The organism is Paramesorhizobium salinisoli (genome assembly GCF_003335045.1).
Taxonomy (GTDB): Bacteria; Pseudomonadota; Alphaproteobacteria; order Rhizobiales; family Rhizobiaceae; genus Paramesorhizobium; species Paramesorhizobium salinisoli.
The window spans coordinates 409,379-436,106 of sequence record NZ_QOZG01000005.1 but is presented as its reverse complement, the minus strand read 5'-3'; the positions used below and the strand labels follow the sequence as shown (position 1 = coordinate 436,106).

Genomic DNA, 26,728 nt, shown 5'->3' with positions numbered 1-26,728 from the left:
GAGATCGACGTCTTCCGGGAGCTGAGGTCGAAGCGAAGTCTCGCTGATCAGGACTTGGTCAGCGCGGTGAGCCGCGCCGCTGCAGCGCCGAAGCCTTTCAGGGAGAGGTTACCGGTCACGTCCTGACCACCGGTGAAGGCGCTCATGCCGATGACGGCCTGCTTGCCTTTTGACAAAGCAGCCAGCGCCTTGCTGTCAAGAGAAAGCGGCGCGATGCAGCCCTGCGGCAGGCACGTACTGATCCTGGCATTCGCCAGATCGACATCGTCCACCTTTATCTGAACGCCTTTCGACAGGTCGAGCCCGAAAGGTAGGACGAGCGTCGAGGAGACGACCCCGGTCTTCGCATCGGGCGCGCCGAGCGCGATCATCAGGACCCGTTGGCCCGACTTGCCGTCCACCTGCTCCTGCGTCATCTGGCAGTTGCGCTTTTGAATGTCGTTTTGGGTTGAGGTCTGGCAGTTGACCAGCCAGTCTCCGAATGTCTCGGAAAGCGCGGTCGGAGCCTCGCTTTGTGCCGGAGCAGGCCTGGTTCCGGTAAGGACCAGTGCGCCGCCGGCGGCAGTGAGCAGCGTGAAAGCGGTGAAGATGGTCGTGCTGCGTTTTTGCTGCCGTGATTTGATAAGTATAGCCATGTGTTTCTCTTCCCGTTCTGATTCTAAAAATTAAATTTAAGGTATCTTTATCTACAAATGAATCACGATCAAGCTGCCGTAAGGGTATATCTGCTTTACCGTCTCTTATAGTCGGAGCACATTGCGACGACGCAGAAGAATAATGCCGCCACCGCTTGAGAAATTCGCGGGCGGCGGCTTTTATTGGCGGGCATTGGATGCAGATGACGAACACAAGAATGCCGGACACTTCTCTCGAAGTGCCCGGCATGGTTGACTGACGGCTGCGGCTTATTCGGCGGGCTGCAGCATCTCCGGAGTTGAAGGGAGCAGATTGCCACTCATGGCGGCGGCGAGCTTCTCCGTGTCGAGCTCTTTTTCCCAGCGTGCCACGACAATGGTGGCGACCGCGTTGCCGACGAGGTTCGTCAGTGCGCGGCACTCGGACATGAAGCGGTCTATGCCGAGGATAAGCGCCATGCCAGCCACCGGAACGGCGGGAACCACAGAAAGCGTGGCGGCAAGCGTGATGAAGCCGGCGCCGGTGATGCCTGCCGCGCCCTTCGATGAGATCATCGCGACGAGCAGCAGCAGGATCTGGTCGCCGATCGAGAGCGGGATATCCATCGCCTGGGCGATAAACAGGGCGGCTAGCGTCATATAGATATTGGTGCCGTCGAGGTTGAAGGAATAGCCGGTCGGCACCACAAGGCCGACGACGGACTTCTTGCAGCCCGCCTTTTCCATCTTTTCCATCAGCGAGGGAAGGGCTGCTTCCGAAGAACTGGTGCCGAGTACGAGCAGCAGCTCCTCCTTGATGTAGCGGATCAGCGCCAGGATCGAGAAGCCGTTATACCGTGCTACTGCACCCAGGATAACGAGCACGAACAGGAGCGAGGTCAGGTAGAATGTGCCGACCAGCATTGCCAGATTGGTGACAGATTCGATGCCGTATTTGCCGATTGTGAAGGCCATCGCGCCGAATGCGCCGATGGGGGCAGCCTTCATCAGGATCGCCACCAGCTTGAAGACCGGGGTCGAAAGCGCCTGCAGGAACGACAGAACCGGTGCGCCCTTTTCACCAACCATTCCGAGTGCAATGCCGAACAGGACGGAGAAGAACAGGACCTGGAGAATGTCTCCCGACGCGAAAGCGCCGACAATGGTCGTGGGGATGATGTTCGTCAGAAAGCCGGTGATGCTCTGCTCATGCGCTTTCTCGGCGTAGTTCGCCACCGCGTTCATGTCGAGCGAGGCGGGATGGATATGCATCCCGCTGCCTGGCTGGACGACATTGGCGACGATCAGGCCGACGATCAGCGCCAGCGTCGAGAAGGTCAGGAAATAGAGCATCGCCTTGCCCGCGACGCGGCCGACCTTCTGCAGGTCCGACATGCCGGCGATGCCGGTCGCGACCGTGAGGAAGATGACGGGGGCGATGATCATCTTGACGAGCTTGATGAAGGCATCGCCAAGCGGCTTCATGCTTTCGCCCAGCTCAGGGTAGAAATGGCCAAGCGCTATACCGGCAGCGATCGCAACCAGTACCTGCACATAGAGATGGCCGTAAATCGGCGTTTTTCCGCGGGGCTGTTCCGCGGCAAGTTGTGTCGGGCTCATGAGTTCCTCCAGTGAATACGCAACCCAGTGCTCGACAGCTCCTCCGCCGATCTCCGGGATCCAGGACATGCGGGCCTTGTCTGCCCGAATGTCTGGTTCGCATTGCAACTGTCGTGCCAAAATCTCAGTATGATTTAACTAATTGATTCTATTGAAAAATGTTCAGAGTGGATCATGCCGATTTTCAAATCAGTGCGGAAATCCGCATGGATTTCCTTGTTTTTTGTCTGGATTTCTGCACATCTCAGTCATGAAGAACATCTCAGTGTCTCCTGCCGGTGTTGTGGATGAAGGGGAGGTAGCGCTTTCCCGGACCGCGATGCCCCATGTTGCAGCCGAATGGGGCGTTTATGGCCTTCTCGCCGCCGCGGTATTGCTCGCTGCCCTGTGGTTTGCGGGCGATTACGGCAGGATGCAGGCCTATCGCGCGCTCGATGCGCGCACGCGCAACGCGGCCTCGCTCAACGCCGTGGTGCTGCGCACGGTTCTCGAAAAGCAGCGTTCGCTGCCCTTCGTTCTTGCTCAGGACAGGGATGTGAGCACCGCATTGGCATCCGGCGATACCAGTCTTTTCCGCGGGCTCGACCGCAAGCTCGAAACGCTTACTGGCGAAACCGGTGCCGCGGTCATCTATATCCTCGACAGGAACGGCGTCGCCATCGCCGCCAGCAACTGGCGAACGCCGACCAGTTTCGTCGGTCATGATTATGCGTTTCGGCCCTATTACAGCGAGGCGGTCAAATCGGGCGCGGCGGAATATTATGCGCTCGGCACCGCCAGCCTACGCCCGGGCCTTTATATTTCGCGTCGTGTCGAAGGTCCGCAGGGGGTGCTTGGCGTCATTGTCGTCAAGCTGGAATTCGACGAGGTCGAGGCGGACTGGCGCAACCGGGCTTCCGTCTCATATGTGACCGATGCGCATGGCGTGGTGCTGGTGACGAGTATCCCTCCGTGGCGCTTCATGACGCTGACCGATATACCGCCGCAAAGCCAGACCGCGTTGCACCGAAGCTTGCAATTTGGCCAGGCGCCGCTCGCAACGCTTCCGATCGTTCCGCATGTCGCGACCGAACGGCCCGATATCGTCAAGGCATCGCTGCCGGATAAACGTCCGGCGGATTTCGTCCGGGTTGATGTGCCGGTGCCGACCACCGCCTGGACATTGCACATGCTGGCGCCGGCGGCCGGGGAGGTTAGCGCCAGCGTTCGCGAGGCCCGCTCGCTCGCCGTATTGGGGCTGGCTCCGATCCTGGCGCTGGCGGCATGGCTGCTTTACCGGCGCCAGCGCATCCTGCGCCGTGTGGCACGCAACCGGGCGGCCCGCGAGGAGCTTGAAAAGCGTGTCGGCGAACGCACGGCGGAATTGAGCGCCACCAATCAGCGCCTGGAATGGGAGGTCGAGGAGCGTCAGAAAACGGTGATGCGCCTGCAGGAGGTGCGCGAGGAACTGGCGCAGGCCAATCGCCTCGCCATTCTTGGGCAGGTGGCGGCCGGCGTCACCCATGAGATCAACCAGCCCGTCGCGGCCATCCGCAGCTATGCCGACAACGCCCAGGCCTTTCTGAAGCTGGGTGAGCCGGCGGCGGTCCGCGAGAACCTGTCCACCATCGCCGCCCTGACGGAGCGTATCGGCACGATCACCGACGGATTGCGGACGTTCTCGCGCAAGGGTACCGGCGGGGTAACGCCGACCCGTGTTGCCGAGGCGATGGACGGCGCCTTCCTGCTTCTCAACAATCGGCTGCGCCAACAGGGCGTGGAACTCGCATGCGTGATTCCGCCGCCGCATATCCGCGTTATGGGCAATCGGGTGCGGTTGGAGCAGGTCCTGGTCAATCTCATCCAGAATGCGATGGAAGCCATGGAGGGCAAGGCGGATGGCCGCGTTGAACTGACCTGGGTCCAGCAGGATGCCGAAACCAGGCTCATTGTCGCCGACTATGGGCCGGGGATTCCGCCCGAAATCATGGAGCGGCTATTCACGCCGTTCACGACCACGAAAAACGGTGGTCTCGGGCTGGGCCTTGTCATCTGCAATGACATCGTGACCGAGTTCGGCGGGCGTCTCGACGTTGAAACAGATCCGGGGCAGGGCACCCGCTTCATCATTCGCTTGAGGAGTGTGCAGTGAACAGTATCGGCAGGGCAGACAGCGAAACCCGCCCGAAAGTCGCTTTTGTCGATGATGACGAGACGCTGCGCCGCGCCAATGCACAGACATTGGAACTGGCCGGCTTCGACGTGCTTGCCTTCGACGGGGCGAGGGCCGCGCTCGACAGGATCGATGCCGATTTCGAGGGCATCGTCGTCACCGATATCCGCATGCCCCGCATCGACGGCTTCCAGCTTTTCCGCAGCCTCAAGGCGATCGATGCGGATCTGCCCGTGATCCTGATCACCGGACACGGCGATATCGCCATGGCGGTCGAGGCGATGCACGAAGGCGCTTATGATTTCATCGCCAAGCCATATCCGGCTGAAAGGCTGGTCCAGAGTGTGAGAAGGGCCGCCGAGAAGCGGAGGCTGGTGCTTGAAAATAGGGATTTGCGCAGCGCCGCCGAGGTCGCGCAGGACGAGCTCCCGCTGATCGGCCAGACGCCTTCGATGGAACGCCTGCGCCGCACGCTACGCCAGATCGCCGATGCCGATGTGGACGTTCTGGTGGCGGGTGAGACAGGAAGCGGCAAGGAAGTGGTCGCCGATCTCCTGCATCGCTGGAGCCGCAGGCGAACGGGCCATTTCGTCGCGCTGAATTGCGGCGCGTTGCCCGAGACGGTCATCGAGAGCGAGCTTTTCGGCCATGAGCCGGGCGCCTTCACCGGCGCGCAGAAGAAACGCATCGGCAGCATCGAGCATTCCAGCGGCGGCACGCTGTTTCTCGACGAGATCGAGAGCATGCCGCCCGCCGCCCAGGTGAAGCTCCTGCGGGTTCTGGAAAAGCGCGAGATCACCCCGCTCGGCAGCAACGAGGTACGCCCGTTGGACTTGCGGGTCATCGCCGCCTCCAAGGTCGACCTGGGCGATCCCGCCGCGCGCGGCGATTTCCGCGAGGATCTGTTCTATCGGCTGAATGTGGTCACGATATCGATCCCGCCCCTGCGCGAGCGCAAGGAGGATATTCCGCTGCTCTTCGCGCATTTTCTCCACCGCGCTGCAAACCGCTTCCATGTCGACCTGCCTGATGTGCCTGATACGGTCAGGCGCCATCTCGTCGCCCATGACTGGCCCGGCAATGTCCGCGAGCTTGCGCATTTCACCGAACGCTTCGCCCTCGGGCTGGTCGAACCGGTCACGGAAGCCAGTCAGCCCGCGGGCCATGGCGAAAGCCTTCCGCTGCCGCAGCGCGTGGAGCTTTACGAGGCGGAACTGATCCGCCAGGCGCTGGCCGCGCATCAGGGCGACGTGAAGGCCACGATCGAGGCGCTGGGCATCCCGCGCAAGACCTTCTACGACAAGCTGCAGCGCCATGGCATAGTCCGGGCGGGCTACGCCAGCGGGTGACCACCCACTTTGCGTTATCTCTCGGTCGTCGCCCGGACGTCTTTGGCATCCCAAACACCTGACCGCGTCTATGTCTCGTAACAAATAGTGTTGCGTGATGTGGATTTTGGCCTTATCATGTAACTTATGAAGTATCGTGAATTTGCTGCCGACGTCAGGAGACGCCAATGAAACTGTATAACTTTCCTTGGGGACCATACCCCCGCCGTCTCTCGCTATACCTGGCGGAGAAGGGCATCGCTGATATCGAACGCATCGAAGTCGAGTTCCCGCATCAGCCGGACCTCTGGCCCAAGGATTTCCTTCGGAAGCTCAATCCTGCGCATTCCTTGCCCGTTCTCGATACCGGTAACGGGATGTTGATCGGCCAGTCGATCGCCATTCTCGAATATCTGGAGGAGCGCTATCCCAATCCGAATATGCTTGGAGAGACATCGGAAGAGCGCGCAAGGACGCGCGAACTTGTGGCCGTCTTTGACGAGGCGACAAGCTTCTTCGGCTTATGGGCGCGGCAGGGAAGCAGCGTGAACGCCGGACGTCACACGCCAAGCGCCGAGGCGGCCCGGGTCGGGGCCGAGCGGTTTGCAAGCAAGCTTCGCGTGGGGGAGGCGAAGTTCGTCGGGCCTTTCATCAACGGCAATAGGTTGACGATTGCGGATTGCGTCGCGATGGCGCTGATCGAGTTCGTCGATCAATTCTATGGAGTGCCGGTGCCGGCTGATTGCCCGAAGCTCTCCGAATGGTATTTGCGGCTCTCCGACAGGGAAACCATGCAATCCCTCCGGTATCCGCAGGAGATGCTGGACCTCGCATACGGACTGCCGGAGCAGACGCAGGTTTTTCTTTAGAGCACGATCCCGAGAAAAGGACTTTAGCCCAGCGCGCGTGCCTCGCGGAACGAGATAAGGCGCTTGTTCTGCTCGTCCCAAAGCACGAGCTTCACACAACGCAGGCTTTCCAGGACGGTGATGCGGCCGATATTGCGCAGTTCAGGGTAGTCCCTGAGCACTTCCGGAAGCCGGTAATAGGGAACCCTGCTCGACAGGTGATGCACATGGTGGATCCCGATATTACCGGTCATCCATTGCAGCGCACCCGGTAGGACGTAATAGGATGAGCCGTGCAGGGCGGATTGTTGGAACTGCCATTCGTCGCCCTCCGACCACTGCGTATCCTCGAACTGATGCTGAACGTAGAACAGCCAGATGCCGGCAGCGCTCGCCAGGAGAACGATCGGCAGATGCACCAGCAGGAACGGACCGATGCCGATCAGCCAGATCAGTCCGGTTGCCAGGACCGCGATGGCCAGATTGGTCGCCATCGTAGAGATCCATGGTTGCACGCCTGAACGCATCATGCCGAACGGCAGCCTCTGCTTGAGCAGGAAAACCCAGACCGGCCCGATGACGAACATGACGATGGGATTGCGGTAGAGCTGGTATTTAAGCCGCCCCCAGCGCGACAAGGCGCGATATTCAGCGACGGTCAGCGTCGTGATGTCGCCGACCCCGCGCTCGTCGAGATTGCCGGCGGAGGCATGGTGAATGGCATGGGCCCGTTTCCAGTAATCATAAGGCGTCAGCGTCAGGACACCCAGCGCGCGACCGATCCAGTCATCCGTGGGACGATGCGCAAAGAAGGAACCGTGACCACAATCATGCTGGATCATGAACAGCCGGAGCAGGAAGCCTGCCGCCGGGATGGTCAACAACAGGCCCCACCAGAAGCCATAATGGACGGCCACTCCCGAAAGCGCCCAGAGGGCGGCGAACGGGATAATCGTCACCGCCAGCTCGAAGGCGCTGCGCCCGCGATGCGGCTGCCGGTAATTGGCAAGGATCTTGAGCCATGACCGGTGGTCGATGGTGGCGGCTGACGCGGGAAAAATGGCGTTCATAGAAGGTTACAGTCCTGTTGGTGACATGTGTTCGGCAGCGCCGCAGCGGTAATAATGTTCGGCATGCTGATAGTAGTTTTCCGCCTCGACACGATTGCCGTTGAGCGCTTCGGCACGTGCCAGTTCGATATAGCGTTCGTACTGATTCTGCGCGCCCTGGGATTTCGCGCCGCCATTGCTGGTCTGGTTGCGGGCTGCACCTGACGGCGAACGCGGCGCGGTTTGCCGGGCGGCGCGCGGTGCCTGTCTCGTTTGGTTGTTGTTCTTCATTGTTGTTTTCAAGCCATCAAGTGCGGCTTGCTCCTGTGATATGGTAAATGGGGGAAATTGCCCGATCCGACGCTTCCATGATGAGGTCAGGACAACGGGCGCGCAGCACCGCGTGGTGGCTTTCATAAGCGGGCGCGATTGTTCATGGGGCCAGCCGGGAACTCTGTTCGGGTTTTGCAAGCCATCCCTGAGCTGCATGAGCTTCTAAAGCCGTCCATGGCGAACCGGTCATGGTGCGCATCGTGTTGGAATGACGGTCAGAGCAGGATAAAAAATTAGAGCGTTTCCGCCCGCATCCTGCTCATGGACTATGTGAGGCCCATAATTAGTATAAAAAATCCGTTTAAGCGCGATCAGCCCCACAGAGATCGAACCGAATATGATCTTCACGAACATTTATATATGCGCACATTCGCGTGATTACAAGCGGACGCATCACATTCCCAGTGAGTCGCCGCAGACCGTGCCGTCTGGCTATAACTGATACCACCGGCCTCGGATGCACTCTTATGAAGATTTGGATGCGTGTTCGGGTTTGCCTTTGCGCTTTGTAGAGGCGAGCTCCTCGAGCTCCTTCTCGCTCATCGATTTGGCCATCGATTTCGATGCACCTTTCAATTCGCTCTTCTTCATTTCACCGCGCTTCGCCGCAAGCGCGGCGCCGGCTGCCATCTGCTGGCTTTTGGATTTGGCTGGCATGTCATGCCTCCTGATCGTTGACGGGTTCTGCGGTTCTAACGCTCCAGGGGCTGAATTGTTCAAGGTGAGACCCCGCCAGGGAACCCATGGCTATCCCCTGGGTTATCCTTTCCGGAAACCCGCCAAGGACACCACTATGCCACCGGAAGAGATGGATATCGTTTTGACCAATCTGCCACTGAGGATCGGCGCCTATGTGCCGGACGACCTTCTGGAAGACTGGTTCGCACCGGGCGCCGGCATGAAACCGCTGAACGAAAAGGCCATCGCTGAAGCCGAAGCATACGGCCTGCGTTTCGAATGTGAATTCAGGCATTACCCCGACCGGATGGAGGGGGTTTTCTGGAAATGGGTTCCGGCAATTTGAGCGGGCAAGGGAGTGAAAGTCATGATGGAAGATCAGGTGCGCGAAGCAATCCTTTCCGAGCTTCAACGTCAGGCCGAGGCCAATCCCTCGAAGCTGCGAATTTCGACCGATGAGGTTCAGGTAACGGCAAACGGCGAAATCGATCTCGATGCACTCGCCACAGCCATCATCGGCGCGGTTGCTGGCGGCCCGTAGAAACAATGCCGAAAAATTGAAGGCTTTTTGGACGCGAGGCTGGCTTTCGCAGGGTTCCTGTTTAAGGAATGATGCAGTTTTAAAGTTCCATCACCGACGAGCGCGCCATGACAACCACCACAGCCGATAGCAGTTCCATTTCTCCAGCCCTGTCACCCGGGAATGTTGCCGTCGTCACGGGCGCAGCCTCCGGCATTGGACTGGCTGCCGCCAGGCGGTTTGCCGGTCTGGGGATGAAGGTGGTGCTCGCCGACCGCAATGTGGAAGCGCTTGCGAAGGCCGCCGATGAAGTGGCCGCACAAGCGTCTGGTGGGGGAGCACAGATCATGACTGTTGCGACCGATGTCGGTGATCGGTCTTCCCTTCATGCGCTTGACGAACAGGTCCGTAAGGCATGGGGCAGGGTGCATCTGTTGATGAACAATGCGGGTATTCAGCCCGGCAGCGCCCTCTTCAGCCCGCAGGAAAACTGGGATGCGGTGCTGCGCGTCAATCTGGGCGGTGTCATCGACGGCACGCGCATCTTCGTACCCCACATGATCGAGCATGGGGAACCCGCGCTCGTCATCAACACCGGCTCCAAGCAGGGCATAACCACGCCGCCGGGCGATCCCGCCTATAATGTTGCCAAATCGGGCGTGAAAACCTTCACCGAAGCCCTGCAGCACGAATTGCGCAACTTGGACAATTGCAGAGTGACCGCGCATCTGCTGATCCCCGGTTTCGTCTTCACGCCGCTCGCCGCCGGTGGCCGCACGGAAAAACCGGACGGCGCCTGGACGCCTGAGCAGACGGTGGATTTCATGCTGCAAAAACTGGGGGAGGGCGATTTTTATATATTGTGCCCCGATAATGACGTTCCGCGGCAGCTCGATGAAAAGCGCATTCGCTGGGCGGCCGACGATATCCTGCTGAACCGTCCGCCTCTGTCGCGCTGGCACAAGGATTATGCGGAAGCTTTCAAGGCATTCGTGGAGGAATGATCCCCCAAAAAACAACACCCGCCGCGGGAGGAGGTGCGGCGGGTGCTATTTGTAAAGACCGGCTGGGAGGAGGAGGGGCCGGTCTTTGATCGTTGGGGTCTGGGAGGAGGAGTGACCCCGACGATATCTGTAAAATTCGATTAGCGCGTAACGGCCTTACGAGCGACGTAAGGGATTTCGGCGGGAAGGATGCCGAGATCGTTCAGTTCGCGGGCCGACAGGCGGCTCAGTTCGTTCACGGTCGCGCGATAACGGCGCCAGTTGCTGTAGGAGCGGATCAGGTTCATTTTTCTCACCTAGACGAATTATTTGTTCTTGTTGCGAGCAGCATATAGTCCCGCACTGCAAAAAGGTGCAGAGACAAATTTGCATGGCTGCATTGCAAGAAATGCTGGGATGCATCTGTTTTCTGGCTTTTTTCTGCCATTATCGGCCAGCCGCATTCCATTTTTGCAGTGCAATAAGGCTGCCAGTGCTCCGATTGCCCCTCATCGTCCGCTGCGTCGGCCATGAATGGCGCGTTTTTCGCACCGGAAGCGGCGGGGATGCGGAAGATTTCAAGGCAAAAAAAGAGCCGGACTTGCAAAAGTCCGGCTTCAAGTTTTGAAGGTGCCCAATGGGCAAAACCTCCAGAGGGGAACACTTGCCGCGCGCAATGGGAGGAGACGCGCCTGCAAGTGACACTGATATGGATGAGCGCTCCGTCATCTTCAAGTCCTGGGGCGAAAAATTTTAGCCGCCCCGAAAACAATCTGCGCCAGTGCAGTCCGCCATGCCGTCGGTCAGTGCAATCATCGCGGGGGGCTCTGCGCGCCAATAATCTTGAGATGAAAAGAAGAAATGTGTTCATGCGCAATGTTTCGGGGCATTTTCAAGCGCCGTCAACAAAGTTGATGCTGTTGCTCATGGCCATTCATCAACGCATATAACAAAGTATAAATAATGAATTCAATATTGTAATCATAATTCCTATGAAATTACGCAAGTAAATACATCGGATGTCTTTATGTAGGCGGAGTATTGCTTCTCTGCAATCGCTATATTTTTCACGCATCGGCACTTTAGATTGATTCTAATATTATTCAATTTAAGCAGCGCTCGCGTAATTTTCTTGCGACGTCCGCAGGCGAGGGATAAAAGGCGACAAAATTAGGAAGGTTTCGCTCGCTCAAGCCCCGACCAACGCCTGGCGGGGTGAACGCTCAGGCCGATGCGGCCGCCGGATGGATCCATATGCTCGTACCTTTTCTAATCATGCTGCGCGAAGGCGTCGAAGCTGCCCTCATCGTCGGCATCATCGCAAGCTATCTCAGACAGACCGGACGGGGCGCTTGGATGCCCGTGGTCTGGATCGGCATTCTGCTTGCGCTTGCCCTCTCGCTTGCAGTGGGCGCGGCGCTGCAGTTCGCCAGCGCCGAATTTCCACAGAAGGCGCAGGAGCTTTTTGAGGCCGTGATCGGGCTGATCGCGGTGTGCGTGCTGACCTCCATGGTTTTCTGGATGCGCAAGGCGGCGCGTTCCATCAAGGCCGAGCTGCATCATTCCATCGACGCCGCATTCGAGACCTCCACCAATAAGGGGCTGGGTCTGATCCTCATGGTATTCTTCGCCGTCGCGCGTGAAGGATTGGAGTCGGTCTTTTTCCTGCTGGCGGCCTTGCAGCAGAGTGATGGCCTGGCCGCGCCGCTCGGCGCGCTTCTCGGCGTCCTCGCCGCCATCGCTATCGGCTACGGCATCTATATCGGCGGCCTGAAGCTCGATCTGCGCCGCTTCTTCCGCTGGACGGGGATTTTCATCCTCTTTGTCGCCGCCGGCATCCTCGCCAATTCGGTTGGGGCGTTGCACGAGGCCGGTCTCTGGAACCATCTGCAGACGGTCGTCTTCGACATGAGCAACATCCTGCCGCTCGACAGTCCGCTCGGCGCGCTTCTTTCCGGCATGTTCGGCTATATCGACACGCCGACGATCAGCGAAATCCTGGCCTATGTGGCGTTCATCGTCCCCGCGCTCTTCCTCTTCCTGTCGCCTCCGGCCGGTGCGCCGTCGGCTGCGCGCGCAAGGCAAGGTTCATAAGAAAGGTTCTGGTCAGGAATGACTTCGGAAACACCTAAGGAAAAGACCGCCGATCCCATGCCGCGCCTTATCATCCGCGTCGGCTTGGCACTGGCGCTGTTGCTGCTCGTCGGCGCGGGCACCGCATTCTACTATGCTTCCCGTGTATCGAGCGAGGCGCGCAAGGCGGCTAGCGGGGGCGCTACCGTCGTCACCATCACTGACAAGACCTGCGATCCGAACGAACTGACCGTGCCCGCCGGCAGAACGTCCTTCCAGATCGTCAACAGATCCGACCGCGCGGTCGAATGGGAAATCCTCGACGGCGTCATGGTGGTCGAGGAGCGCGAGAATATAGCGCCCGGCTTCAGCCAGACGCTGAATGCCCGCCTTGAGCCGGGCGAATATCAGATCACCTGCGGCCTTCTCAGCAACCCGCGTGGTAAGCTCGTCGTTACGCCGTCAGCCACGGCGTCCGCCGATGCGGCCCGCCCGCAACTTACAGCCTTCATCGGGGCGCTCGCCGAATACAAGCTCTTCCTCGCCGCCGGAACCAACGATCTGGTGCAGGCGGCAGGCGATCTTGCCGATGCGGTCAAGTCAGGCAATCTCGATGAGGCGAGGCGTCTTTACGAGCCGGCGCGCGCTGCCTATGCGCGCATCGCGCCGGTATCCGAGATTTTTTCTGATCTCGATACGGCGATCGACGCCCGTGCCGATTATTTCGAAAAGCGCGAGGCCGATCCGGCCTTCGGCGGCCTGCATCGCATCGAATACGGCCTGTTCGCCCAGAATAGCACCGAGGGCCTCGCGCCTGTCGCCGACAAGCTCGTCGCAGACGTAGCGACATTGCAGGGCCGCATCCATGACATGCGCATTCCGCCGGAAAAGATGATTGGCGGCGCGGCCTCGCTGATCAATCGCTTCGCGGTCGCCGGGCCGGACCAGGATGAAGACCGCTATGCCCATACGGATCTCGATTCCTTCTTTGCCGATCTGGTCGGCGTGCGCAAGATCGTCGATCTCATGCGCCCGGTGGCACAGAAGGCCAATGGCGATCTGATGGCCGCGATCGACAAGGATTTCGTGGCGATCGGCGAGACGATGGATGCGCACAGGCAAGGGGATGCGTTCATCGCCTATGACAGGCTGAGTACCAGCGACAAGGCCGTCCTGAAGAAACAGGCGGCCCAGCTCGCAGCCGATCTCAACAAATTGCGTGACAGTCTAGGATTAAGCTGATGCAGGACGACGAGAAATCTCACGACAGGAATGCCCCGGCCTCTCCGGCCCGGCGCAGGCTTCTCCTCGGTGCGGGTGTTGGCGCGATTGCCGCCGCCGGCGCCACCATGATGCCACAGGACGCATCGGCCCTTTCCAACGAAAGCGTCACCAACGCGCCCGAAAGCGATACGACGGCGCAGCGCCATTCTTTTTACGGCCTGCACCAGCCCGGCATCGTCACGCCGCGCCCTGCCGCCGGAATGGTTGCCTCGTTCGATGTCCTGGCGCGAGACCGGGAACAGTTGGAGCAATTGCTGCGCACGCTGACCGAGCGCATCGCCTTCCTGATGCATGGCGGCAAGGCGCCCGAACTCGATCCGAAGTTTCCGCCGCCCGATTCCGGCATTCTCGGGCCTGAGATCGTTCCCGACAATCTGACGGTGACCGCGGCACTGGGAAGCTCGCTGTTCGATGATCGCTTCGGCCTGAAGCCGATGAAGCCGAAGCACCTCACCCGCATGCAGGGCTTCCCCAACGACGCGCTGGAAAAGGATCTCTGCCACGGCGATCTCGTGCTCCAGTTCTGTTCCAATACGCCCGACACCAACATTCATGCGCTGCGCGATATCGTCAAGAACACGCCCGGCCTGATGCTGCTGCGCTGGAAGCAGGAAGGCTCGGTGCCGGTGCAGCCGCCCGACAAGGCCAAGGAAAGCGCCCGCAATTTCCTCGGCTTCCGCGACGGCTCGGCCAATCCGGATCCCGCCGACGAGACCCTGATGAACCGCATCGTCTGGGTCCAGCCGGACAGCGACGAGCCGGCCTGGGCGGCGCAGGGCAGCTATCAGGTGGTGCGCATCATCCGCAATTTCGTCGAGCGCTGGGACCGCACGCCGCTGCAGGAGCAGGAAACGATCTTTGGCCGCAGGAAGGCGAGCGGCGCTCCCTTCGACGGCAGGACGGAAACCGACGTGCCGGATTATGCCGCCGATCCCGAGGGCAAGGTCACGCCGCTCGACGCGCATATCCGTCTCGCCAACCGGCGTGATGCGGAGGCGCAAAAGCATCTGATCCTGCGCCGCCCGTTCAACTATTCCAACGGCATCAGCAAATCCGGCCAGCTCGAGATGGGCCTGCTGTTCATCGCCTTCCAGGCCGACCTGGAAAAGGGCTTCATCACGGTCCAGAACCGGCTCAATGGCGAACCGCTGGAAGAATATATCAAGCCGGTCGGCGGCGGCTTCTTCTTCGCCTTGCCCGGCGTGAAGGACGAACAGGATTTCCTCGGCCGCACGCTTCTAGAAGCAAGCGGTCCGCAGAACGCACGCAAGGCGTGATCCCGGAAAGTTGCAGACTTTTGGATAAGATTACGCGTAAAAACAAACACTTGAGAGGGATATGATATGAAAATTCGCCTGCTAATCTCGGTCAGCGCGGTGGCGCTTGCGACCGCCTTCGGTTCGGCCCGCGCGGAAGTCTCGCCGCTCGATCTCGTCCAGCCGATCGCCGACTACAAGGTCTATGTGCAGGACAATCTCGACCTTTTGGTCAGGGACACCAAGGCCTTCACCGACGCCATCAAGGCGGGGGATCTCGAAAAGGCAAAGGCGCTCTACGCGCCTTCACGCATGCCCTATGAGAAGATCGAGCCGATTGCCGAACTTTTCTCCGATCTCGACGTCTCGATCGACTCGCGTGCCGATGACCACGAGGATGCCGAAAAATCGGAGGATTTCGTCGGCTTCCACCGCCTGGAATACGGCCTCTTCGCTCAAAACACCACCGAAGGCCTGGGCCCGATCGCCGACAAGCTCTACGCTGACGTGCTGGAACTGCAGAAGCGCGTCAAGGACCTGACCGTTCCGCCGGAAAAGGTGGTCGGCGGCGCAGCGGCCCTCATGGAGGAAGTTGCAGCCAGCAAGATTTCCGGCGAGGAAGACCGCTACAGCCACACCGATCTCTGGGATTTCCAGGCCAATGTGGATGGCGCGCAGAAAATCCTCGAGCTGTTCAAGCCGCTTGTCGAGAAGGAGAACCCCGATCTGGTCAAGAAGGTGGAAGCCAATTTCACCACCGTTGACGACATTCTCGCCAAGTACAAGACGGCCGATGGCTTCGAGACCTATGACAAGCTGACGGACGATGACCGCAAGGCGCTCGCCGGGCCTGTGACGACGCTCGCGGAGGATCTGTCGACGCTGCGCGGCACGCTGGGGCTGAATTAACTGCGTCCGCCAATCAGGTGTAATGCCGCTTTGCCGTGTTTAACGGCGGCTGGCGACAGTTTGCGATCGAAGGTCGCAAGCTGTCCGCCATGGGCGGTCGTATCCCCTACCTCTCGATCCGCGTCGACAGGATGATCGACGACATGGTGCGTTCGACGCCTTCGAGCGCGCCGATGGCGTCGAGAACCACGTCCAGCTCGCGGATCGACGGCGCCTCGACGATGACGATCATGTCGAAATTCCCGCTGACGGAGTGCAGCGTCCTGACCGCCACCATGCCGCGCAAGCTGGCCTCGACCTGGGGCGCGAGCTTCGGCAGCGCCGTCACCAGCACATGCGCCTTGACCAGATTGCGCTCATGTTCCGGCGCAAGCCTCACCGTATAGCCCTCAATGACGCCGCGGCGCTCCAGCCTTTCGATGCGGCTTTGCACGGTCGTGCGCGACACCCCGAGCTTGCGGGCAAGCTCGGCCGTAGAGGCGCGCGCGTTCTCGCGCAGGTGGGCTAGAAGCCGGTGATCGGCATCGCTCGTCATAATGTCATATATATACGTCGATTTGCAGGATTGATAGGGTCATATCGTCAGTTCAAAGGCTTCTATCCGACGACCAAACCGGCGAATCTCCTTCTGATCGTTGAATTCGAAGAGGGGCACACCATGAAAGAGATCGTTGTCGTCGGAGCAGGAAAGATCGGAGCCACCATCGCCGATTTGCTCGCGTCCACCGGGGATTATTCCGTCACGGTCATCGACCGCGCGCAGGCGCAGCTCGATGCGCTAGAGGCTAGCAGCGCGGTCAGGACGCAATGCGTCGATATCGAGGATGAGCGCGCGCTGAAGGCGGTTCTGACGGGCAAGTTCGCCGTGCTCAGCGCCGCGCCTTTTCATCTCACCACGCGCATCGCGGAAGCGGCTGCCGCAACCGGCGTGCATTATCTCGATCTGACCGAAGATGTGGCCAGCACCCGCCGTGTCAGGGAATTGGCAGCGACAGCCGGAACCGCCTTCATTCCACAATGTGGCCTTGCTCCAGGCTTCATCTCCATCGTCGCCAATGATCTGGCCTCGCGCTTCGATACGCTCGACAGCGTGCGCATGCGGGTCGGCGCGCTACCGCAATATCCCTCCAATGCGCTGAACTACAATCTGACGTGGAGCACAGACGGCGTCATCAATGAATATTGCGAGCCTTGCGAGGCCATTGTCGAGGGCGAGCTGGTCGAGGTGCCGCCGCTGGAAGAACGCGAGGAGTTCTCGCTCGATGGCGTGACCTATGAGGCGTTCAACACCTCGGGCGGACTCGGCACGCTGTGCGAGACGCTGAAGGGTAAAGTGCGCACGCTCAACTACCGCACCATCCGTTATCCCGGCCATGCCGCTATCATGAAGGCGCTGCTCAACGATCTCGGCCTGCGTCACCGCCGCGAGGTGCTGAAGGACATTCTGGAGAACGCGCTGCCGGCGACGCTGCAGGATGTCGTCGTTATCTTCGTAACCGTCAGCGGCCGCAAAAGTGGCCGCCTCATGCAGGAAACCTATGCCAACAAGGTCTATAGCCGCCATATTGGAACGATGACCCGCAGCGCCATCCAGATCACCACGGCCTCAGCGATATGCGCGGTGCTCGATATGCTGGCAAATGGCGATCTCCCGCAGAAAGGCTTCGTCAGGCAGGAGGAGATCGCGCTCGATGCCTTCCTGGCGAACCGCTTCGGCGCCGCCTACGCGCAGGCCGAAGCCGCCGGCAGGCTGGTCGCATAAGCCCGGTTGGAACCGCGCCGATTCAGGTTATAACAAACGCGCCGCATCCCCCTGCGGCGCGTTTCTTTTTGGGCTTCGGGCACGGTTCTCATGAGTTTCGACATCATCGTTCTGGGAGCCGGCATTATCGGCGTTTCCACCGCCTTGCATCTGCAGGCGCGGGGCCGCTCGGTCTGTCTCGTTGACAAAGCCGAACCCGGCGAGGGCACCAGCTTCGGCAATGCCGGCCTGATAGAGCGCTCGAGTGTCATTCCCTATTCCTTCCCGCGCCAGGTCTCGGCAGTGGCGAAATATGCCCTGAATCGCTCATCGGCCATGCGTTACGACCCGCTTTATCTCCTGAAGATCGCGCCCTGGCTTTTTCGTTACTGGCGCGAATCCTCGCCTGAGCGCCTGGCGATTGCGGCGAAGGCCATGCTGCCGCTGGTCGAGGCAAGCGTCACCGAACACGATGCTCTCGTGCAGCAGGCCGGCTGCGCCGATCTGATCCGGGGGCGCGGCTGGATCGAAGCCTATCGCTCACAACCCGCGCTCGACAAAGCCATCGCTGAATTGGCGGATATCGAGTCCTACGGCCTTCGTTTCGAGGTACTGGACAGGGCGAAACTCCGCGCGCTGGAACCCGGTCTCGGCGACGCCGTGCAGGGCGGCATCCACTGGCTCGACCCGAAAACGGTCACCGACCCGGCCGGACTGGTCAAGGCCTATGCCGGGTTGTTCGAAGCCAGGCAAGGCAAGTTCGCCAAGGGTGATGCAACGTCGCTGAGGCAGGAGGGGGAAGGCTGGACAGTTGAGACGGCGGACGGTCCGGCCACGGCGAAGAATGTCGTGGTGGCGCTCGGGCCGCAATCGTCGCTGATCTTCCGGAAGCTCGGCTATCGCATACCCCTGGGCATCAAGCGCGGCCACCACATGCATTATACAATGGAGGAGGGCGCCGATCTCGGTCATTCGCTGGTCGATGCGGAGGCGGGGTATGTGCTTTCGCCGATGACGCGCGGCATCAGGCTGACGACGGGTATCGAATTCGCTTCGCCGGCAGCACCCGCCAACACCATCCAGCTCGACAAGGCCGAGCGTTTTGCGCGGCAGATCCTGCCGCTCGGCGCGCGGCTCGACAAGAAGCCCTGGCTGGGCCTGCGCCCCTGCCTGCCGGACATGCGCCCGGTCATCGGCGCAGCGCCCCGGCATTCCGGTCTCTGGTTCAATTTCGGCCACGCCCATCATGGGCTTACCCTTGGTCCCGTCTCGGGCCGGCTGCTCGCAGAGCTGATGACCGGCGAAAAGCCTTTCGTCGATCCCGCGCCCTATACGGCGGCGCGCTTTGGCTGAAGCGGGCGCCGCTGACCGCCTTGCGGGTTCAGCCCGGCTTGCATAAGCTCGCTCGCAGTGAAGGGAGAGCCGCATGAGCATCGAGTTTCTGCTGACGTCGTTGATCATTGTCGCGTCGCCCGGTACCGGCGTTCTCTATACGCTCGCCGCCGGTCTATCGCGTGGTGCCCGGGCGAGCGTGATCGCCGCTTTCGGATGCACGCTCGGCATCATCCCCCATATGGTCGCGGCGATCACCGGCCTGGCGGCGCTGCTGCACACAAGCGCGGTGGCGTTCCAGGTGCTGAAATATCTCGGTGTCGCCTATCTCCTCTATATGGCGTGGAAGACGCTCCAGGAGCATGGAACCCTGACGGTCGAGAAGGACATGGCGCCCCGCTCCTCGGCGAAGGTGATCGTCGACGCCATTCTCGTCAATGTGCTCAATCCCAAGCTCTCCATCTTTTTCTTCGCCTTCCTGCCGCAATTCGTTCGGGCCGATGAACTGCATCCGCTGTCACAGATGTTCGAACTCAGCATCGTCTTCATGGCGCTCACATTCGCTGTTTTCGTTGTCTACGGCGTCTTCGCGGCGCTGGTACGCAATCACGTCATTTCGCGTCCGCGCGTGCTCGCCTGGATGCGCCGCACCTTCGCAGCCGCCTTCGTGGCGCTTGGTGCAAAACTGGCGTTTGCGGATCGGTAAGCGGTTCCATCTGATCGCACCTCCCTCTAAAGTGCGCGCCGTCGCATCTCCCTTCATGGAAGCATTCCGCTTCCGATATCCCTTTGAAATACAAGACTGGATCTCATCAGTGAAACTGAAACCTCTTGGCCGCACCGGCATCAATGTCACCGAAATCTGCCTGGGAACCATGACCTGGGGCGTGCAGAACACCGAAGCCGAAGCGCTTGCGCAGCTCGATTACGCCACCGACGCCGGCGTCAATTTCATCGATACGGCAGAAGCCTATGCCGTGCCGATCAGCGCGGAGAGCTACGGCAAGACCGAGACCTATATCGGCAACTGGCTGCAGAAATCAGGCAAGCGCGACAAGCTTGTGCTGGCCACCAAGATTGCCGGCGGCGGCAGGCAGCCATGGATCCGCGACGGCAGCGCGCCGAGCCGAGAAACAGTGCGCGTCGCCGTCGAGGGCAGCCTGAAGCGCCTCCAGACGGACTATATCGATCTCTACCAGATCCACTGGCCCGCCCGCCCGCATTACCATTTCGGCGGCTCATGGACCTATGATCCCACGGCTACCGACAGGACGGAAGTCCTTGCCCATATCGAGGAGGTGCTCGAAAGTCTCGACGTGCTGGTGAAGGAAGGCAAGATCCGTCATATCGGCCTTTCCAACGAGACCGCATGGGGCACGATGCAGTGGCTGCGCCTGGCCGAGGCAAAGGGCCTGCCGCGCGTCGCCTCGATCCAGAATGAATATGGCCTGCTGCAACGCCATTTCGATCACGACATGGCGGAAGTGGGTCATCATGAGCAGGTCGGGCTTCTCGCCTATTCCACATTGGCGGCGGGATTGCTGACCGGCAAATATCTCTCGGGCGAAATCCCGAAGGGCTCGCGCGGCGATGTCATGGGCGAAGGCTTCTGGCGCAGGAATAAGCATTCCGAGCCTGTGGTGAGAGCTTATGTCGATCTCGCCCGCAGGCACGGGATCACGCCGGCCGAACTGGGCATCGCCTTCAGCCTGACGCGGCCGTTCCTGACCTCGGTGATCATCGGCGCAACCTCCATCGAGCAGTTGAAGGCGGATATTGGCGCCGCCGAGATCGCGCTTTCGCCGGAGCTGCTGGCCGATATCGGGGCAATCCACCGGACCCATCCGCGCCCCATCTAGATCGAGCGCATTCCCCCGGCGTTTCTTTCTTTCGTCAAGGAACGCTTTGCCGGGCGAGGCGTTAGATCAGGCGCTTATTCCACGTTCCGGTCCAAGGAGAATGCACAATGGCTGAGAAAACACTCGACAAACTGTTCTATGAAACGTTGAAGGACATCTACTACGCAGAGAAGAAGATCGTGAAGGCGCTGCCGAAGATGGCGCGCGGCGCTTCATCGGAGAAACTAAAGGCGGCGTTCGAAAAGCACCGCGAGGAGTCGGAAGAGCATATCGCGCGTCTCCAGCAGGTGTTTGAAATCCTTGGCAAGCGCGCCAGCGGAAAGACTTGCGAAGCCATTGACGGCATTATTTCCGAGGGCGAAGAGGTCATGGAGGAATTCAAGGGCCAGCCAGCCCTCGATGCCGGCCTGATCGCTTCGGCGCAGGCGGTCGAGCACTATGAGATCGCCCGTTACGGCACATTGAAACGCTGGGCGGAGCTCCTTGGCATGAAGGACGCGGTCAAGATCCTCGATCAGACGCTCAGCGAGGAAATGGCTACGGACGAGAGCCTGACAAAGCTCGCCGACGCGGACGCCAACCAGCACGCCAAACGCGCAGCGTAACGGTTCTTCTGCCGGGTCCGAAAAACCGGACCTGGCAGACACCTTGTCCGGTGACGGGCGTCAGGGAGGTGGAGATGAGAAATTTCGAGACACGCATACTTCCTTCGACGAATGGCCCGGATACTCGCACCGTGGAATTCCATGCCGAGGGGCGAGGGTATGTGACAGTTACGCTGCGAGAGCCATTCGGATCGGATCGACCAGCCGCCGAGAATCCGGCCGAAAGGACTGATATGCTCGTGAACAGGGCGAAAGCGCTGATGCGGGAAATTATTGATGCGACTGGAGAAGCTCAGCCCTGGACCAACGAATTGCGGCCGAATGTACCCGACCCGGGCGATCGCGCTTCAACGCCGGATCAGCCGGCGGAGCAACCGGCCGAGCAACCGGAGGGGCCGCCGATTTCTTCCAGCCAGTCCGAACCTGAACTCGACGATGCTCCAACCGTCAGGGTAAGAGGCGAGGGGTTCATCCGCCCGGATTGACAACAGGACACCATATTCCGCGCTCCCGGCGGAACGGCCCCGCTCGCGAAGTGTCAAAGCAACAACCGCTTTAGGTCCCTACTAATAAAGTGCATTCAAAATTGGCTGAAGCGAATTTGACGAGAGCATGGTAGTTTTTGCTTCGACGTTAACACCTGTTCCCGATCGCCAACCGGTTCGGCACCGCTACGTCATCATGGATCAGGTGAGCCAGCACTACGCCGATCTAAAAAGTTTAGCAGCTACGCCTGACGCGCCGAAGCCTCTTACCCTTCAACGATTTCGCTGATCTGCACGATGGGGGCGATGTCCGTATAGTTGGCGACGTCCGCGGCGATCTCCGCGCGGTGAGGACCCAACGCCTCCTGGAATATCGCCAGGCTCGGCGAGTAGACGTGGCACGCCGCGACGAACTTCGGCGCGGTTCCAGGTTCGCGACCCACAAGGCCCTTATCGATTTCGTAGCGCAGGCAGGCATCGCCGAGCCGTTCCTGGATGAGTGGCATGTGGCGGGTGCGGTAGTAGTCGTGATCGAATTTCGAGCCGCCATCGGCCGGATAATAGACGCTCATCTTGATCATGGTCGGGCTCCTGCCTGAACGCCTCTCCGAGCATTCGAGGGCCTTTCTAGCTCATCGACTGGTAAAGCGCATCCAAATTTTGGCTGAAGCAAGTTTGACGAGAGCAAGGGCTTTGGGCTGAAATATGCCTTGCCAGTGATCGTCCACAGACCTGAACTCGCTTCCGATAGCGGGTTTTGCATGGCATATGGAGCGGTCTCGGGAGGGGTGGATGGTGTGTTTTAGGGTGGCGTTGCACAGCAGCTGATGCAGGCCTATCGTCCAGCGGAAAAGCGGATTTGAAAGCAAGCGCCGGAGTGCCTGCCGCCAGCCGATGCGATAGCAGGGGCGGGAAAGCAACCGAGGACCAGACCCATGAATTCAGCCATTGCCGAATCCCGACCAGCCATCCCTGCCGCGGAAGAACGGGTGGGCAAATATGACTGGACGGCGCTCGCATCAGACCTCGACGATTATGGCTGCGCCGTTCTGGAAAAGCTCCTGACCCAGGAGGAGTGCCGGGATCTCGCAGCGCTCTATCCCCGAGAGGAACACTTCCGCAGCCATATACACATGGCGCGGCATGGTTTCGGCAGGGGCGAATATCGCTACTTCAGATATCCGCTGCCCGACCTGCTCGGTGGCCTTCGCACCGCGCTCTATCCGCGCCTGGCTCCTGTCGCCAATCAATGGAACAAGCGAATGGGCATCGACACCCAATATCCCGACAGCCACGCCGACTTCATCAAGGCCTGTCACGATGCGGGGCAGGTTCGCCCGACGCCGCTGCTGCTGCAATATGTGCCGGGGGATTTCAACTGCCTGCATCAGGACCTCTATGGCGATCTCGCGTTTCCGCTGCAGGTGGCGATCCTGCTTTCTGAGCCGGGCGAGGATTTCACCGGCGGGGAATTCGTGCTGACGGAACAGCGCCCGCGCATGCAGAGCCGCGCCGAGGTGGTGCCGCTGCGCCAGGGCGACGCCGTGGCCTTTGCCGTGCATAACCGGCCGGTTCAGGGCAGCAAGGGCAATTACCGGGTCAATCTGCGCCACGGCGTCAGCCGTGTCCGCTCCGGCAAGCGTCACACAGTCGGCATCATTTTCCACGATGCGAGATAACGCCGTGATCGTCAGCCTCGCCATCAAGACGGTGGAAACGCCGCTCGGTCCTCTCATGCTCGTCGCTGATGACGAAGGATTTCTGCGTGCGGCCGATTTCGCCGACTACGAATCGCGGATGCTGCGTCTGCTTGACCGCCGCATCGGTCAATCGCGCTACACTCTCCTCGGCGGCAATGTCCCTGTCGCGATCACCTCGGCGCTCAATGCCTATTTCGCCGGAGCGCTCGATGCGATCCGGCATATACCCCTGAGAACCAACGGAAGCACCTTTCAGAATCGCATCTGGACGGCTCTGCGTGCAATCGCACCGGGCCATTCGATGAGCTATTCGGCGTTGGCCCGCGAGCTCGGATGTCCGCAATCCGCCCGCGCCGTCGGTCATGCCAATGGCGCAAATCCGTTCAGCATCATCGTGCCCTGCCATCGTCTTGTCGGTGCGAACGGTAGCCTCACCGGCTATGCGGGCGGCATCGAGCGCAAGCGTTGGCTGCTCGATCACGAGGCGCGCAACGCGGCGTTGGGCGCCGGCTTGAAAGCGGGAATCTGAAGCAATTTCATGGATGAAATTCTGAGGGTCGCTGGGTTTTGGATTGTTCTGAACCGTTTATGCAGCGGAAAGGCTGAGGAATGGATTCCTGTGACAAGCACAGGAATGACTGCATTGGAGACGATTTCCCTGCGAAAGCTGTTCTGAGGGGGATGGGTGGTGGGCCAGCCAATCGTCCGCGCGCAGACCGGCTTTTGATGATTAAATCACGCACGTTTCCGTCATCCCTGTGCTTGTCGCAGGAATCTACTCCTCAACGATGCCGCAGCCATTTAAGTGGAATATGGATGCCACCATTGCAAAACCCTGCAAAAACAATTTCTTGCATCGGGCTCACGGTTCCTGTGGAACCTGCGGGGCTCTTGCATGAGATCCGGTAATTTAATTTCATTACGGTAATTTAATTTCCCATTGGCTGTATTTTCCATATTGCTGGCGCGAAGCGGCCCGCAATCAAGTGGGACCAAAGCCATCAGGGATATGCAACCGTGTTCGTTTCCTTCTTTCCCAAACCGAAAATCTTTTTCATTTCGGCTGTCGTCTGGAGTCTTATTGCCGTCTTCGCCTGGTTTTTCGGCGGCGAACATCTGGGCGCATTCTTCAGCCTGCCGCCGGCGGCGCCGGATGCTGCGCCGATTATCGGCGTGTCGATCTTCTGGTCTGCGCCCTTCCTGTGGTTTTACATCTACTTTGCGGTGGTGGTCGGGGCTTTCTACGGGTTCTGGTCCATCTATTCCCCCCACCCATGGCAGCGTTGGTCGATCCTGGGTTCGGCGCTGATCCTGTTCGTCACCTATTTCCAGGTGCAGGTCAGCGTAGCAGTCAATGCATGGTATGGGCCGTTCTACGATCTCATCCAGGCGACGCTGGCAAGAACAGCGCCCGTGACGGCTGCACAACTATATTTGGGATTGCTAGGGTTTGCCGGCATCGCCTTCGTGGGCGTGGCAGTGGGCGTTCTCAGCCTGTTTTTCACCAGCCATTATATCTTCCGCTGGCGCACGGCCATGAACCAATATTACATGACCCATTGGAGCAAGCTGCGGCATATCGAAGGCGCTTCGCAGCGTGTCCAGGAAGATACGATGCGGTTTTCCACGACGGTGGAAGGTCTCGGCGTCAATCTGATCAGCTCCGTCATGACCCTGATTGCCTTCCTGCCCGTCCTGTTCGCATTTTCGGCTCAGGTGACGGATCTTCCCATCATCGGCGCAGTGCCGCATGCGTTGGTCTTCGCCGCGATTTTCTGGGCCGCATTTGGAACGGCTCTATTGGCGTTGGTTGGGATCAAGCTGCCGGGACTCGAATTCAAGAACCAGCGGGTCGAGGCAGCGTACCGCAAGGAATTGGTCTATGGCGAAGACAATCCCGAGCGGGCGGAGCCCATCACGGTCGCGGAATTGTTCCGCAATGTACGGCGCAATTATTTTCGCCTCTATTTCCACTACACCTATTTCAACGTTGCCCGGATATTCTACCTGCAGGCGGACAATATCTTCCCGACATTGATCCTCATACCCTCGCTTGTGGCGGGGAAGCTGACATTGGGGCTGATGAACCAGATTACCAATGTGTTCGGCCAGGTCGGGGGTTCGTTCCAATATCTCGTGAAGTCATGGTCGACGATCGTGGAGCTTCTCTCCATCTACAAGCGCCTGCGCGCGTTCGAGGCCGCGATCCACGACGAGCCGCTGCCGGAAATCGACAAGGAATATCTCGCAACGCAGGGCGCCGAAGCCTGATGGGATCAGGCGCGCCGAGAGCTTCAGTGCTCGGCGTGCCGCTCCGTTGGCGCGGTTTTCTTGAGATAATCGCTATAGGTGATGCACTGGACATCCGGCTTCGTGCAGACATCGCCGGCGAAACGCTCCAGCGCCCGCCAATAGGCGCCGGCATTCATCGGCACGAAATGGAAGCCGAGCTGTAGCGGGATGCGCTCGCCCGCATATTGCTTGTCGAAGGCCGCCTTGAACGCCTTGTAGGTGCGCTCCTCGAACGCCTGTGATTGCGACGGCTTTTCGAAGCCGGCCGAATGGCGGATATAGAGATTGTAGTCCATCGCGATGACGGGGCGTTGCGATGGTCCTTCAGGAATAAGCGGCAGGCCGAAGCTCGCAAGATCGCCCGTGCGCAACGGCAATTCCGGACCGCGCGTGATGCCGCTTGCCTGATAATGGAAACTGTTGGCCTGCAGCGCCTTTTCGACCGGCTTTCCCGTCGCCAGATAAGGCGCGCGGAAGCCTGTGATGCCGTGCTCGGCCAATTCGCGCCAGCCCTGCGGCTCGCCCGGGATGCCATTCGCCGCATAGCCATCGGCGACGATCCGGCGGAATTCCTTCAACTCGTGATCCCAGTCTGCGGTGGTCCAGTCCTTGCCGTCGAAATGGCCGCAGCCATGGCTGGCGATCTCATGGCCTTCGAGGTGAGCGCTCCAGATGTTCCCCAGTCGCTCGGCAATTTCCTCCTTGTTGAAGGCGAAGCCGACATTGGAGCGTCCGGCTGCCATGCGCGGTGGCTTGTAGCCGTCGCGCTCGGAACGCTGGATCAGGAAGACGCATGACAGGAAATAGGTGAAGCGCGCATTGGTCTTTTGCCCGAGCGCGCGGCTGCGCTGCCACAAATCATCGGCGTGGGCGCCATCGAAGGAGATCAGCACATATTGCGGCCGCGCCTTGCCGCCGCTCAATGGCGTGGCGGAAGCTGATTGAAGGGGAAGCAGGAAGAAAACCGCCGAGGCAACAACAGAAATGAAACGCATAATCTCGAAAAACTCGCAAATGAGGGCGTTTTGCAGGCAGAACAACCTGACGTCCGCATGAATGCGGTAAAA

The 26,728-nt window shown here is 59.9% G+C and carries 29 protein-coding genes and 1 pseudogene; 19 read left to right on the top strand and 11 right to left on the bottom strand.

All coding sequences use genetic code 11. The annotated features are described in order from the left end of the window. Positions 1–47: 47 nt before the first annotated feature. Positions 48–635: an invasion associated locus B family protein gene (locus DUT91_RS14365; protein WP_114441065.1), complete on the bottom strand. Its 588-nt coding sequence runs from the start codon at positions 633–635 to the stop codon at positions 48–50. Between the two features lie 270 nt (positions 636–905). After that, on the bottom strand, positions 906–2,234 hold the full coding sequence (locus DUT91_RS14360; RefSeq protein WP_114441237.1) for a dicarboxylate/amino acid:cation symporter: 1,329 nt from the start codon (positions 2,232–2,234) through the stop codon (positions 906–908). A gap of 250 nt (positions 2,235–2,484) precedes the next feature. Here DUT91_RS14360 and DUT91_RS14355 point away from each other — a divergent pair, with 250 nt between their 5' ends. The 3 genes from DUT91_RS14355 (at position 2,485) to DUT91_RS14345 (ending at position 6,583) form a co-directional block, all read left to right on the top strand. Next, on the top strand, positions 2,485–4,365 hold the full coding sequence (locus DUT91_RS14355) for a sensor histidine kinase (RefSeq protein ID WP_245419720.1): 1,881 nt from the start codon (positions 2,485–2,487) through the stop codon (positions 4,363–4,365). 5 nt (positions 4,366–4,370) lie between these two features. Beyond that, positions 4,371–5,735 (top strand): sigma-54-dependent transcriptional regulator, encoded by a 1,365-nt coding sequence (locus tag DUT91_RS14350; protein WP_114441235.1) that lies wholly within the window; start codon positions 4,371–4,373, stop codon positions 5,733–5,735. A 167-nt stretch (positions 5,736–5,902) separates the two neighbouring features. After that, complete coding sequence (locus tag DUT91_RS14345; protein WP_114441063.1) at positions 5,903–6,583, top strand: glutathione S-transferase family protein; 681 nt, start codon at positions 5,903–5,905, stop codon at positions 6,581–6,583. 23 nt (positions 6,584–6,606) lie between these two features. Here the strand turns inward: DUT91_RS14345 and DUT91_RS14340 are convergent, their stop codons facing one another. The 3 genes from DUT91_RS14340 to DUT91_RS14330 all read right to left on the bottom strand — a co-directional run bounded on the left by DUT91_RS14340 (position 6,607) and on the right by DUT91_RS14330 (position 8,601). Beyond that, complete coding sequence (locus tag DUT91_RS14340; protein WP_114441062.1) at positions 6,607–7,632, bottom strand: fatty acid desaturase; 1,026 nt, start codon at positions 7,630–7,632, stop codon at positions 6,607–6,609. 6 nt (positions 7,633–7,638) lie between these two features. Continuing rightward, positions 7,639–7,902: a DUF4167 domain-containing protein gene (locus tag DUT91_RS14335; protein ID WP_114441061.1), complete on the bottom strand. Its 264-nt coding sequence runs from the start codon at positions 7,900–7,902 to the stop codon at positions 7,639–7,641. 507 nt (positions 7,903–8,409) lie between these two features. Next, positions 8,410–8,601, bottom strand: a complete 192-nt coding sequence (locus DUT91_RS14330) for a DUF3008 family protein (RefSeq protein WP_114441060.1) — start codon at positions 8,599–8,601, stop codon at positions 8,410–8,412. Between the two features lie 136 nt (positions 8,602–8,737). Here DUT91_RS14330 and DUT91_RS14325 point away from each other — a divergent pair, with 136 nt between their 5' ends. The 3 genes from DUT91_RS14325 to DUT91_RS14320 all read left to right on the top strand — a co-directional run bounded on the left by DUT91_RS14325 (position 8,738) and on the right by DUT91_RS14320 (position 10,146). Next, on the top strand, positions 8,738–8,968 hold the full coding sequence (locus DUT91_RS14325; RefSeq protein ID WP_114441059.1) for a hypothetical protein: 231 nt from the start codon (positions 8,738–8,740) through the stop codon (positions 8,966–8,968). Between the two features lie 21 nt (positions 8,969–8,989). Next, a complete protein-coding gene (locus tag DUT91_RS25810; protein ID WP_160113653.1) occupies positions 8,990–9,163 on the top strand; it encodes a hypothetical protein in 174 nt (57 codons plus the stop codon). 107 nt (positions 9,164–9,270) lie between these two features. Continuing rightward, on the top strand, positions 9,271–10,146 hold the full coding sequence (locus DUT91_RS14320; RefSeq protein ID WP_114441058.1) for an SDR family NAD(P)-dependent oxidoreductase: 876 nt from the start codon (positions 9,271–9,273) through the stop codon (positions 10,144–10,146). A 140-nt stretch (positions 10,147–10,286) separates the two neighbouring features. On the opposite strand, the gene DUT91_RS14315 is transcribed toward DUT91_RS14320, so the two are convergent. Continuing rightward, on the bottom strand, positions 10,287–10,433 hold the full coding sequence (locus tag DUT91_RS14315) for a DUF1127 domain-containing protein (RefSeq protein ID WP_105739938.1): 147 nt from the start codon (positions 10,431–10,433) through the stop codon (positions 10,287–10,289). 5 nt (positions 10,434–10,438) lie between these two features. Further along, the gene (locus DUT91_RS25525; RefSeq protein WP_147272188.1) at positions 10,439–10,996 is read right to left on the bottom strand and encodes a hypothetical protein; all 558 of its coding nucleotides are present in this window, start codon (positions 10,994–10,996) and stop codon (positions 10,439–10,441) included. A 383-nt stretch (positions 10,997–11,379) separates the two neighbouring features. On the opposite strand from DUT91_RS25525, the gene efeU reads away from it, so the two are divergent. The 4 genes from efeU (at position 11,380) to efeO (DUT91_RS14290) (ending at position 15,647) form a co-directional block, all read left to right on the top strand. Beyond that, positions 11,380–12,219 (top strand): iron uptake transporter permease EfeU, encoded by an 840-nt coding sequence (gene efeU / locus DUT91_RS14305; protein WP_114441233.1) that lies wholly within the window; start codon positions 11,380–11,382, stop codon positions 12,217–12,219. Between the two features lie 18 nt (positions 12,220–12,237). Beyond that, positions 12,238–13,440, top strand: a complete 1,203-nt coding sequence (efeO, locus tag DUT91_RS14300; RefSeq protein WP_114441056.1) for an iron uptake system protein EfeO — start codon at positions 12,238–12,240, stop codon at positions 13,438–13,440. Then, the gene (gene efeB / locus DUT91_RS14295) at positions 13,440–14,759 is read left to right on the top strand and encodes an iron uptake transporter deferrochelatase/peroxidase subunit (RefSeq protein WP_114441055.1); all 1,320 of its coding nucleotides are present in this window, start codon (positions 13,440–13,442) and stop codon (positions 14,757–14,759) included. The genes efeO (DUT91_RS14300) and efeB overlap by 1 nt, the downstream gene beginning before the upstream one ends. A 66-nt stretch (positions 14,760–14,825) precedes the next feature. Then, a complete protein-coding gene (gene efeO, locus DUT91_RS14290; protein ID WP_114441054.1) occupies positions 14,826–15,647 on the top strand; it encodes an iron uptake system protein EfeO in 822 nt (273 codons plus the stop codon). Here efeO (DUT91_RS14290) and DUT91_RS26570 read toward each other — a convergent pair. Continuing rightward, positions 15,644–15,736 (bottom strand): annotated as a pseudogene (locus DUT91_RS26570) (TA system VapC family ribonuclease toxin); the annotation flags it as partial. The gene efeO (DUT91_RS14290) and the pseudogene DUT91_RS26570 sit on opposite strands and share 4 nt — an antisense overlap. A 17-nt stretch (positions 15,737–15,753) precedes the next feature. Beyond that, positions 15,754–16,182 (bottom strand): Lrp/AsnC family transcriptional regulator, encoded by a 429-nt coding sequence (locus DUT91_RS14280; protein WP_114441053.1) that lies wholly within the window; start codon positions 16,180–16,182, stop codon positions 15,754–15,756. A gap of 123 nt (positions 16,183–16,305) precedes the next feature. Here DUT91_RS14280 and DUT91_RS14275 point away from each other — a divergent pair, with 123 nt between their 5' ends. The 6 genes from DUT91_RS14275 (at position 16,306) to DUT91_RS25520 (ending at position 21,669) form a co-directional block, all read left to right on the top strand. Further along, complete coding sequence (locus tag DUT91_RS14275) at positions 16,306–17,409, top strand: saccharopine dehydrogenase family protein (protein ID WP_114441231.1); 1,104 nt, start codon at positions 16,306–16,308, stop codon at positions 17,407–17,409. Between the two features lie 90 nt (positions 17,410–17,499). Then, positions 17,500–18,741, top strand: a complete 1,242-nt coding sequence (locus DUT91_RS14270; protein WP_114441052.1) for an NAD(P)/FAD-dependent oxidoreductase — start codon at positions 17,500–17,502, stop codon at positions 18,739–18,741. A 73-nt stretch (positions 18,742–18,814) separates the two neighbouring features. Then, on the top strand, positions 18,815–19,426 hold the full coding sequence (locus DUT91_RS14265; RefSeq protein WP_114441051.1) for a LysE family translocator: 612 nt from the start codon (positions 18,815–18,817) through the stop codon (positions 19,424–19,426). Positions 19,427–19,535: 109 nt separating this feature from the next. After that, positions 19,536–20,579 carry an aldo/keto reductase gene (locus DUT91_RS14260; protein WP_114441050.1) on the top strand — a complete coding sequence of 348 codons (1,044 nt, stop codon included), beginning with the start codon at positions 19,536–19,538 and terminating at the stop codon, positions 20,577–20,579. Positions 20,580–20,686: 107 nt separating this feature from the next. Then, complete coding sequence (locus DUT91_RS14255) at positions 20,687–21,184, top strand: YciE/YciF ferroxidase family protein (RefSeq protein WP_114441049.1); 498 nt, start codon at positions 20,687–20,689, stop codon at positions 21,182–21,184. Positions 21,185–21,423: 239 nt separating this feature from the next. Further along, positions 21,424–21,669: a hypothetical protein gene (locus DUT91_RS25520; protein ID WP_147272187.1), complete on the top strand. Its 246-nt coding sequence runs from the start codon at positions 21,424–21,426 to the stop codon at positions 21,667–21,669. A gap of 266 nt (positions 21,670–21,935) precedes the next feature. Here the strand turns inward: DUT91_RS25520 and DUT91_RS14245 are convergent, their stop codons facing one another. Then, positions 21,936–22,250, bottom strand: a complete 315-nt coding sequence (locus tag DUT91_RS14245) for an EthD family reductase (RefSeq protein ID WP_114441047.1) — start codon at positions 22,248–22,250, stop codon at positions 21,936–21,938. A 354-nt stretch (positions 22,251–22,604) separates the two neighbouring features. Between DUT91_RS14245 and DUT91_RS14240 the strand changes: the two genes are divergently transcribed. The 3 genes from DUT91_RS14240 to sbmA all read left to right on the top strand — a co-directional run bounded on the left by DUT91_RS14240 (position 22,605) and on the right by sbmA (position 25,640). Next, positions 22,605–23,348 (top strand): 2OG-Fe(II) oxygenase, encoded by a 744-nt coding sequence (locus DUT91_RS14240; RefSeq protein ID WP_114441046.1) that lies wholly within the window; start codon positions 22,605–22,607, stop codon positions 23,346–23,348. Then, the gene (locus tag DUT91_RS14235; RefSeq protein WP_114441045.1) at positions 23,338–23,898 is read left to right on the top strand and encodes a methylated-DNA--[protein]-cysteine S-methyltransferase; all 561 of its coding nucleotides are present in this window, start codon (positions 23,338–23,340) and stop codon (positions 23,896–23,898) included. The genes DUT91_RS14240 and DUT91_RS14235 overlap by 11 nt, the downstream gene beginning before the upstream one ends. A gap of 488 nt (positions 23,899–24,386) precedes the next feature. Then, positions 24,387–25,640, top strand: a complete 1,254-nt coding sequence (gene sbmA / locus DUT91_RS14230; protein ID WP_114441044.1) for a peptide antibiotic transporter SbmA — start codon at positions 24,387–24,389, stop codon at positions 25,638–25,640. A gap of 23 nt (positions 25,641–25,663) precedes the next feature. Here sbmA and DUT91_RS14225 read toward each other — a convergent pair whose 3' ends face one another. Then, complete coding sequence (locus DUT91_RS14225; RefSeq protein WP_114441229.1) at positions 25,664–26,656, bottom strand: polysaccharide deacetylase family protein; 993 nt, start codon at positions 26,654–26,656, stop codon at positions 25,664–25,666. Between the last annotated feature and the right edge of the window lie 72 nt (positions 26,657–26,728).

Coding starts and splice junctions, on each gene's coding strand:
- DUT91_RS14365 (WP_114441065.1), bottom strand. CDS start 635: ATGGCTATACTTATCAAATCACGGCAGCAAAAACGCAGCACGACCATC.
- DUT91_RS14360 (WP_114441237.1), bottom strand. CDS start 2,234: ATGAGCCCGACACAACTTGCCGCGGAACAGCCCCGCGGAAAAACGCCG.
- DUT91_RS14355 (WP_245419720.1), top strand. CDS start 2,485: ATGAAGAACATCTCAGTGTCTCCTGCCGGTGTTGTGGATGAAGGGGAG.
- DUT91_RS14345 (WP_114441063.1), top strand. CDS start 5,903: ATGAAACTGTATAACTTTCCTTGGGGACCATACCCCCGCCGTCTCTCG.
- DUT91_RS14340 (WP_114441062.1), bottom strand. CDS start 7,632: ATGAACGCCATTTTTCCCGCGTCAGCCGCCACCATCGACCACCGGTCA.
- DUT91_RS14335 (WP_114441061.1), bottom strand. CDS start 7,902: ATGAAGAACAACAACCAAACGAGACAGGCACCGCGCGCCGCCCGGCAA.
- DUT91_RS14330 (WP_114441060.1), bottom strand. CDS start 8,601: ATGCCAGCCAAATCCAAAAGCCAGCAGATGGCAGCCGGCGCCGCGCTT.
- DUT91_RS14325 (WP_114441059.1), top strand. CDS start 8,738: ATGCCACCGGAAGAGATGGATATCGTTTTGACCAATCTGCCACTGAGG.
- DUT91_RS25810 (WP_160113653.1), top strand. CDS start 8,990: ATGATGGAAGATCAGGTGCGCGAAGCAATCCTTTCCGAGCTTCAACGT.
- DUT91_RS14320 (WP_114441058.1), top strand. CDS start 9,271: ATGACAACCACCACAGCCGATAGCAGTTCCATTTCTCCAGCCCTGTCA.
- DUT91_RS14315 (WP_105739938.1), bottom strand. CDS start 10,433: ATGAACCTGATCCGCTCCTACAGCAACTGGCGCCGTTATCGCGCGACC.
- DUT91_RS25525 (WP_147272188.1), bottom strand. CDS start 10,996: ATGAACACATTTCTTCTTTTCATCTCAAGATTATTGGCGCGCAGAGCC.
- efeU (WP_114441233.1), top strand. CDS start 11,380: ATGCTCGTACCTTTTCTAATCATGCTGCGCGAAGGCGTCGAAGCTGCC.
- efeO (WP_114441056.1), top strand. CDS start 12,238: ATGACTTCGGAAACACCTAAGGAAAAGACCGCCGATCCCATGCCGCGC.
- efeB (WP_114441055.1), top strand. CDS start 13,440: ATGCAGGACGACGAGAAATCTCACGACAGGAATGCCCCGGCCTCTCCG.
- efeO (WP_114441054.1), top strand. CDS start 14,826: ATGAAAATTCGCCTGCTAATCTCGGTCAGCGCGGTGGCGCTTGCGACC.
- DUT91_RS14280 (WP_114441053.1), bottom strand. CDS start 16,182: ATGACGAGCGATGCCGATCACCGGCTTCTAGCCCACCTGCGCGAGAAC.
- DUT91_RS14275 (WP_114441231.1), top strand. CDS start 16,306: ATGAAAGAGATCGTTGTCGTCGGAGCAGGAAAGATCGGAGCCACCATC.
- DUT91_RS14270 (WP_114441052.1), top strand. CDS start 17,500: ATGAGTTTCGACATCATCGTTCTGGGAGCCGGCATTATCGGCGTTTCC.
- DUT91_RS14265 (WP_114441051.1), top strand. CDS start 18,815: ATGAGCATCGAGTTTCTGCTGACGTCGTTGATCATTGTCGCGTCGCCC.
- DUT91_RS14255 (WP_114441049.1), top strand. CDS start 20,687: ATGGCTGAGAAAACACTCGACAAACTGTTCTATGAAACGTTGAAGGAC.
- DUT91_RS14245 (WP_114441047.1), bottom strand. CDS start 22,250: ATGATCAAGATGAGCGTCTATTATCCGGCCGATGGCGGCTCGAAATTC.
- DUT91_RS14240 (WP_114441046.1), top strand. CDS start 22,605: ATGAATTCAGCCATTGCCGAATCCCGACCAGCCATCCCTGCCGCGGAA.
- DUT91_RS14235 (WP_114441045.1), top strand. CDS start 23,338: ATGCGAGATAACGCCGTGATCGTCAGCCTCGCCATCAAGACGGTGGAA.
- DUT91_RS14225 (WP_114441229.1), bottom strand. CDS start 26,656: ATGCGTTTCATTTCTGTTGTTGCCTCGGCGGTTTTCTTCCTGCTTCCC.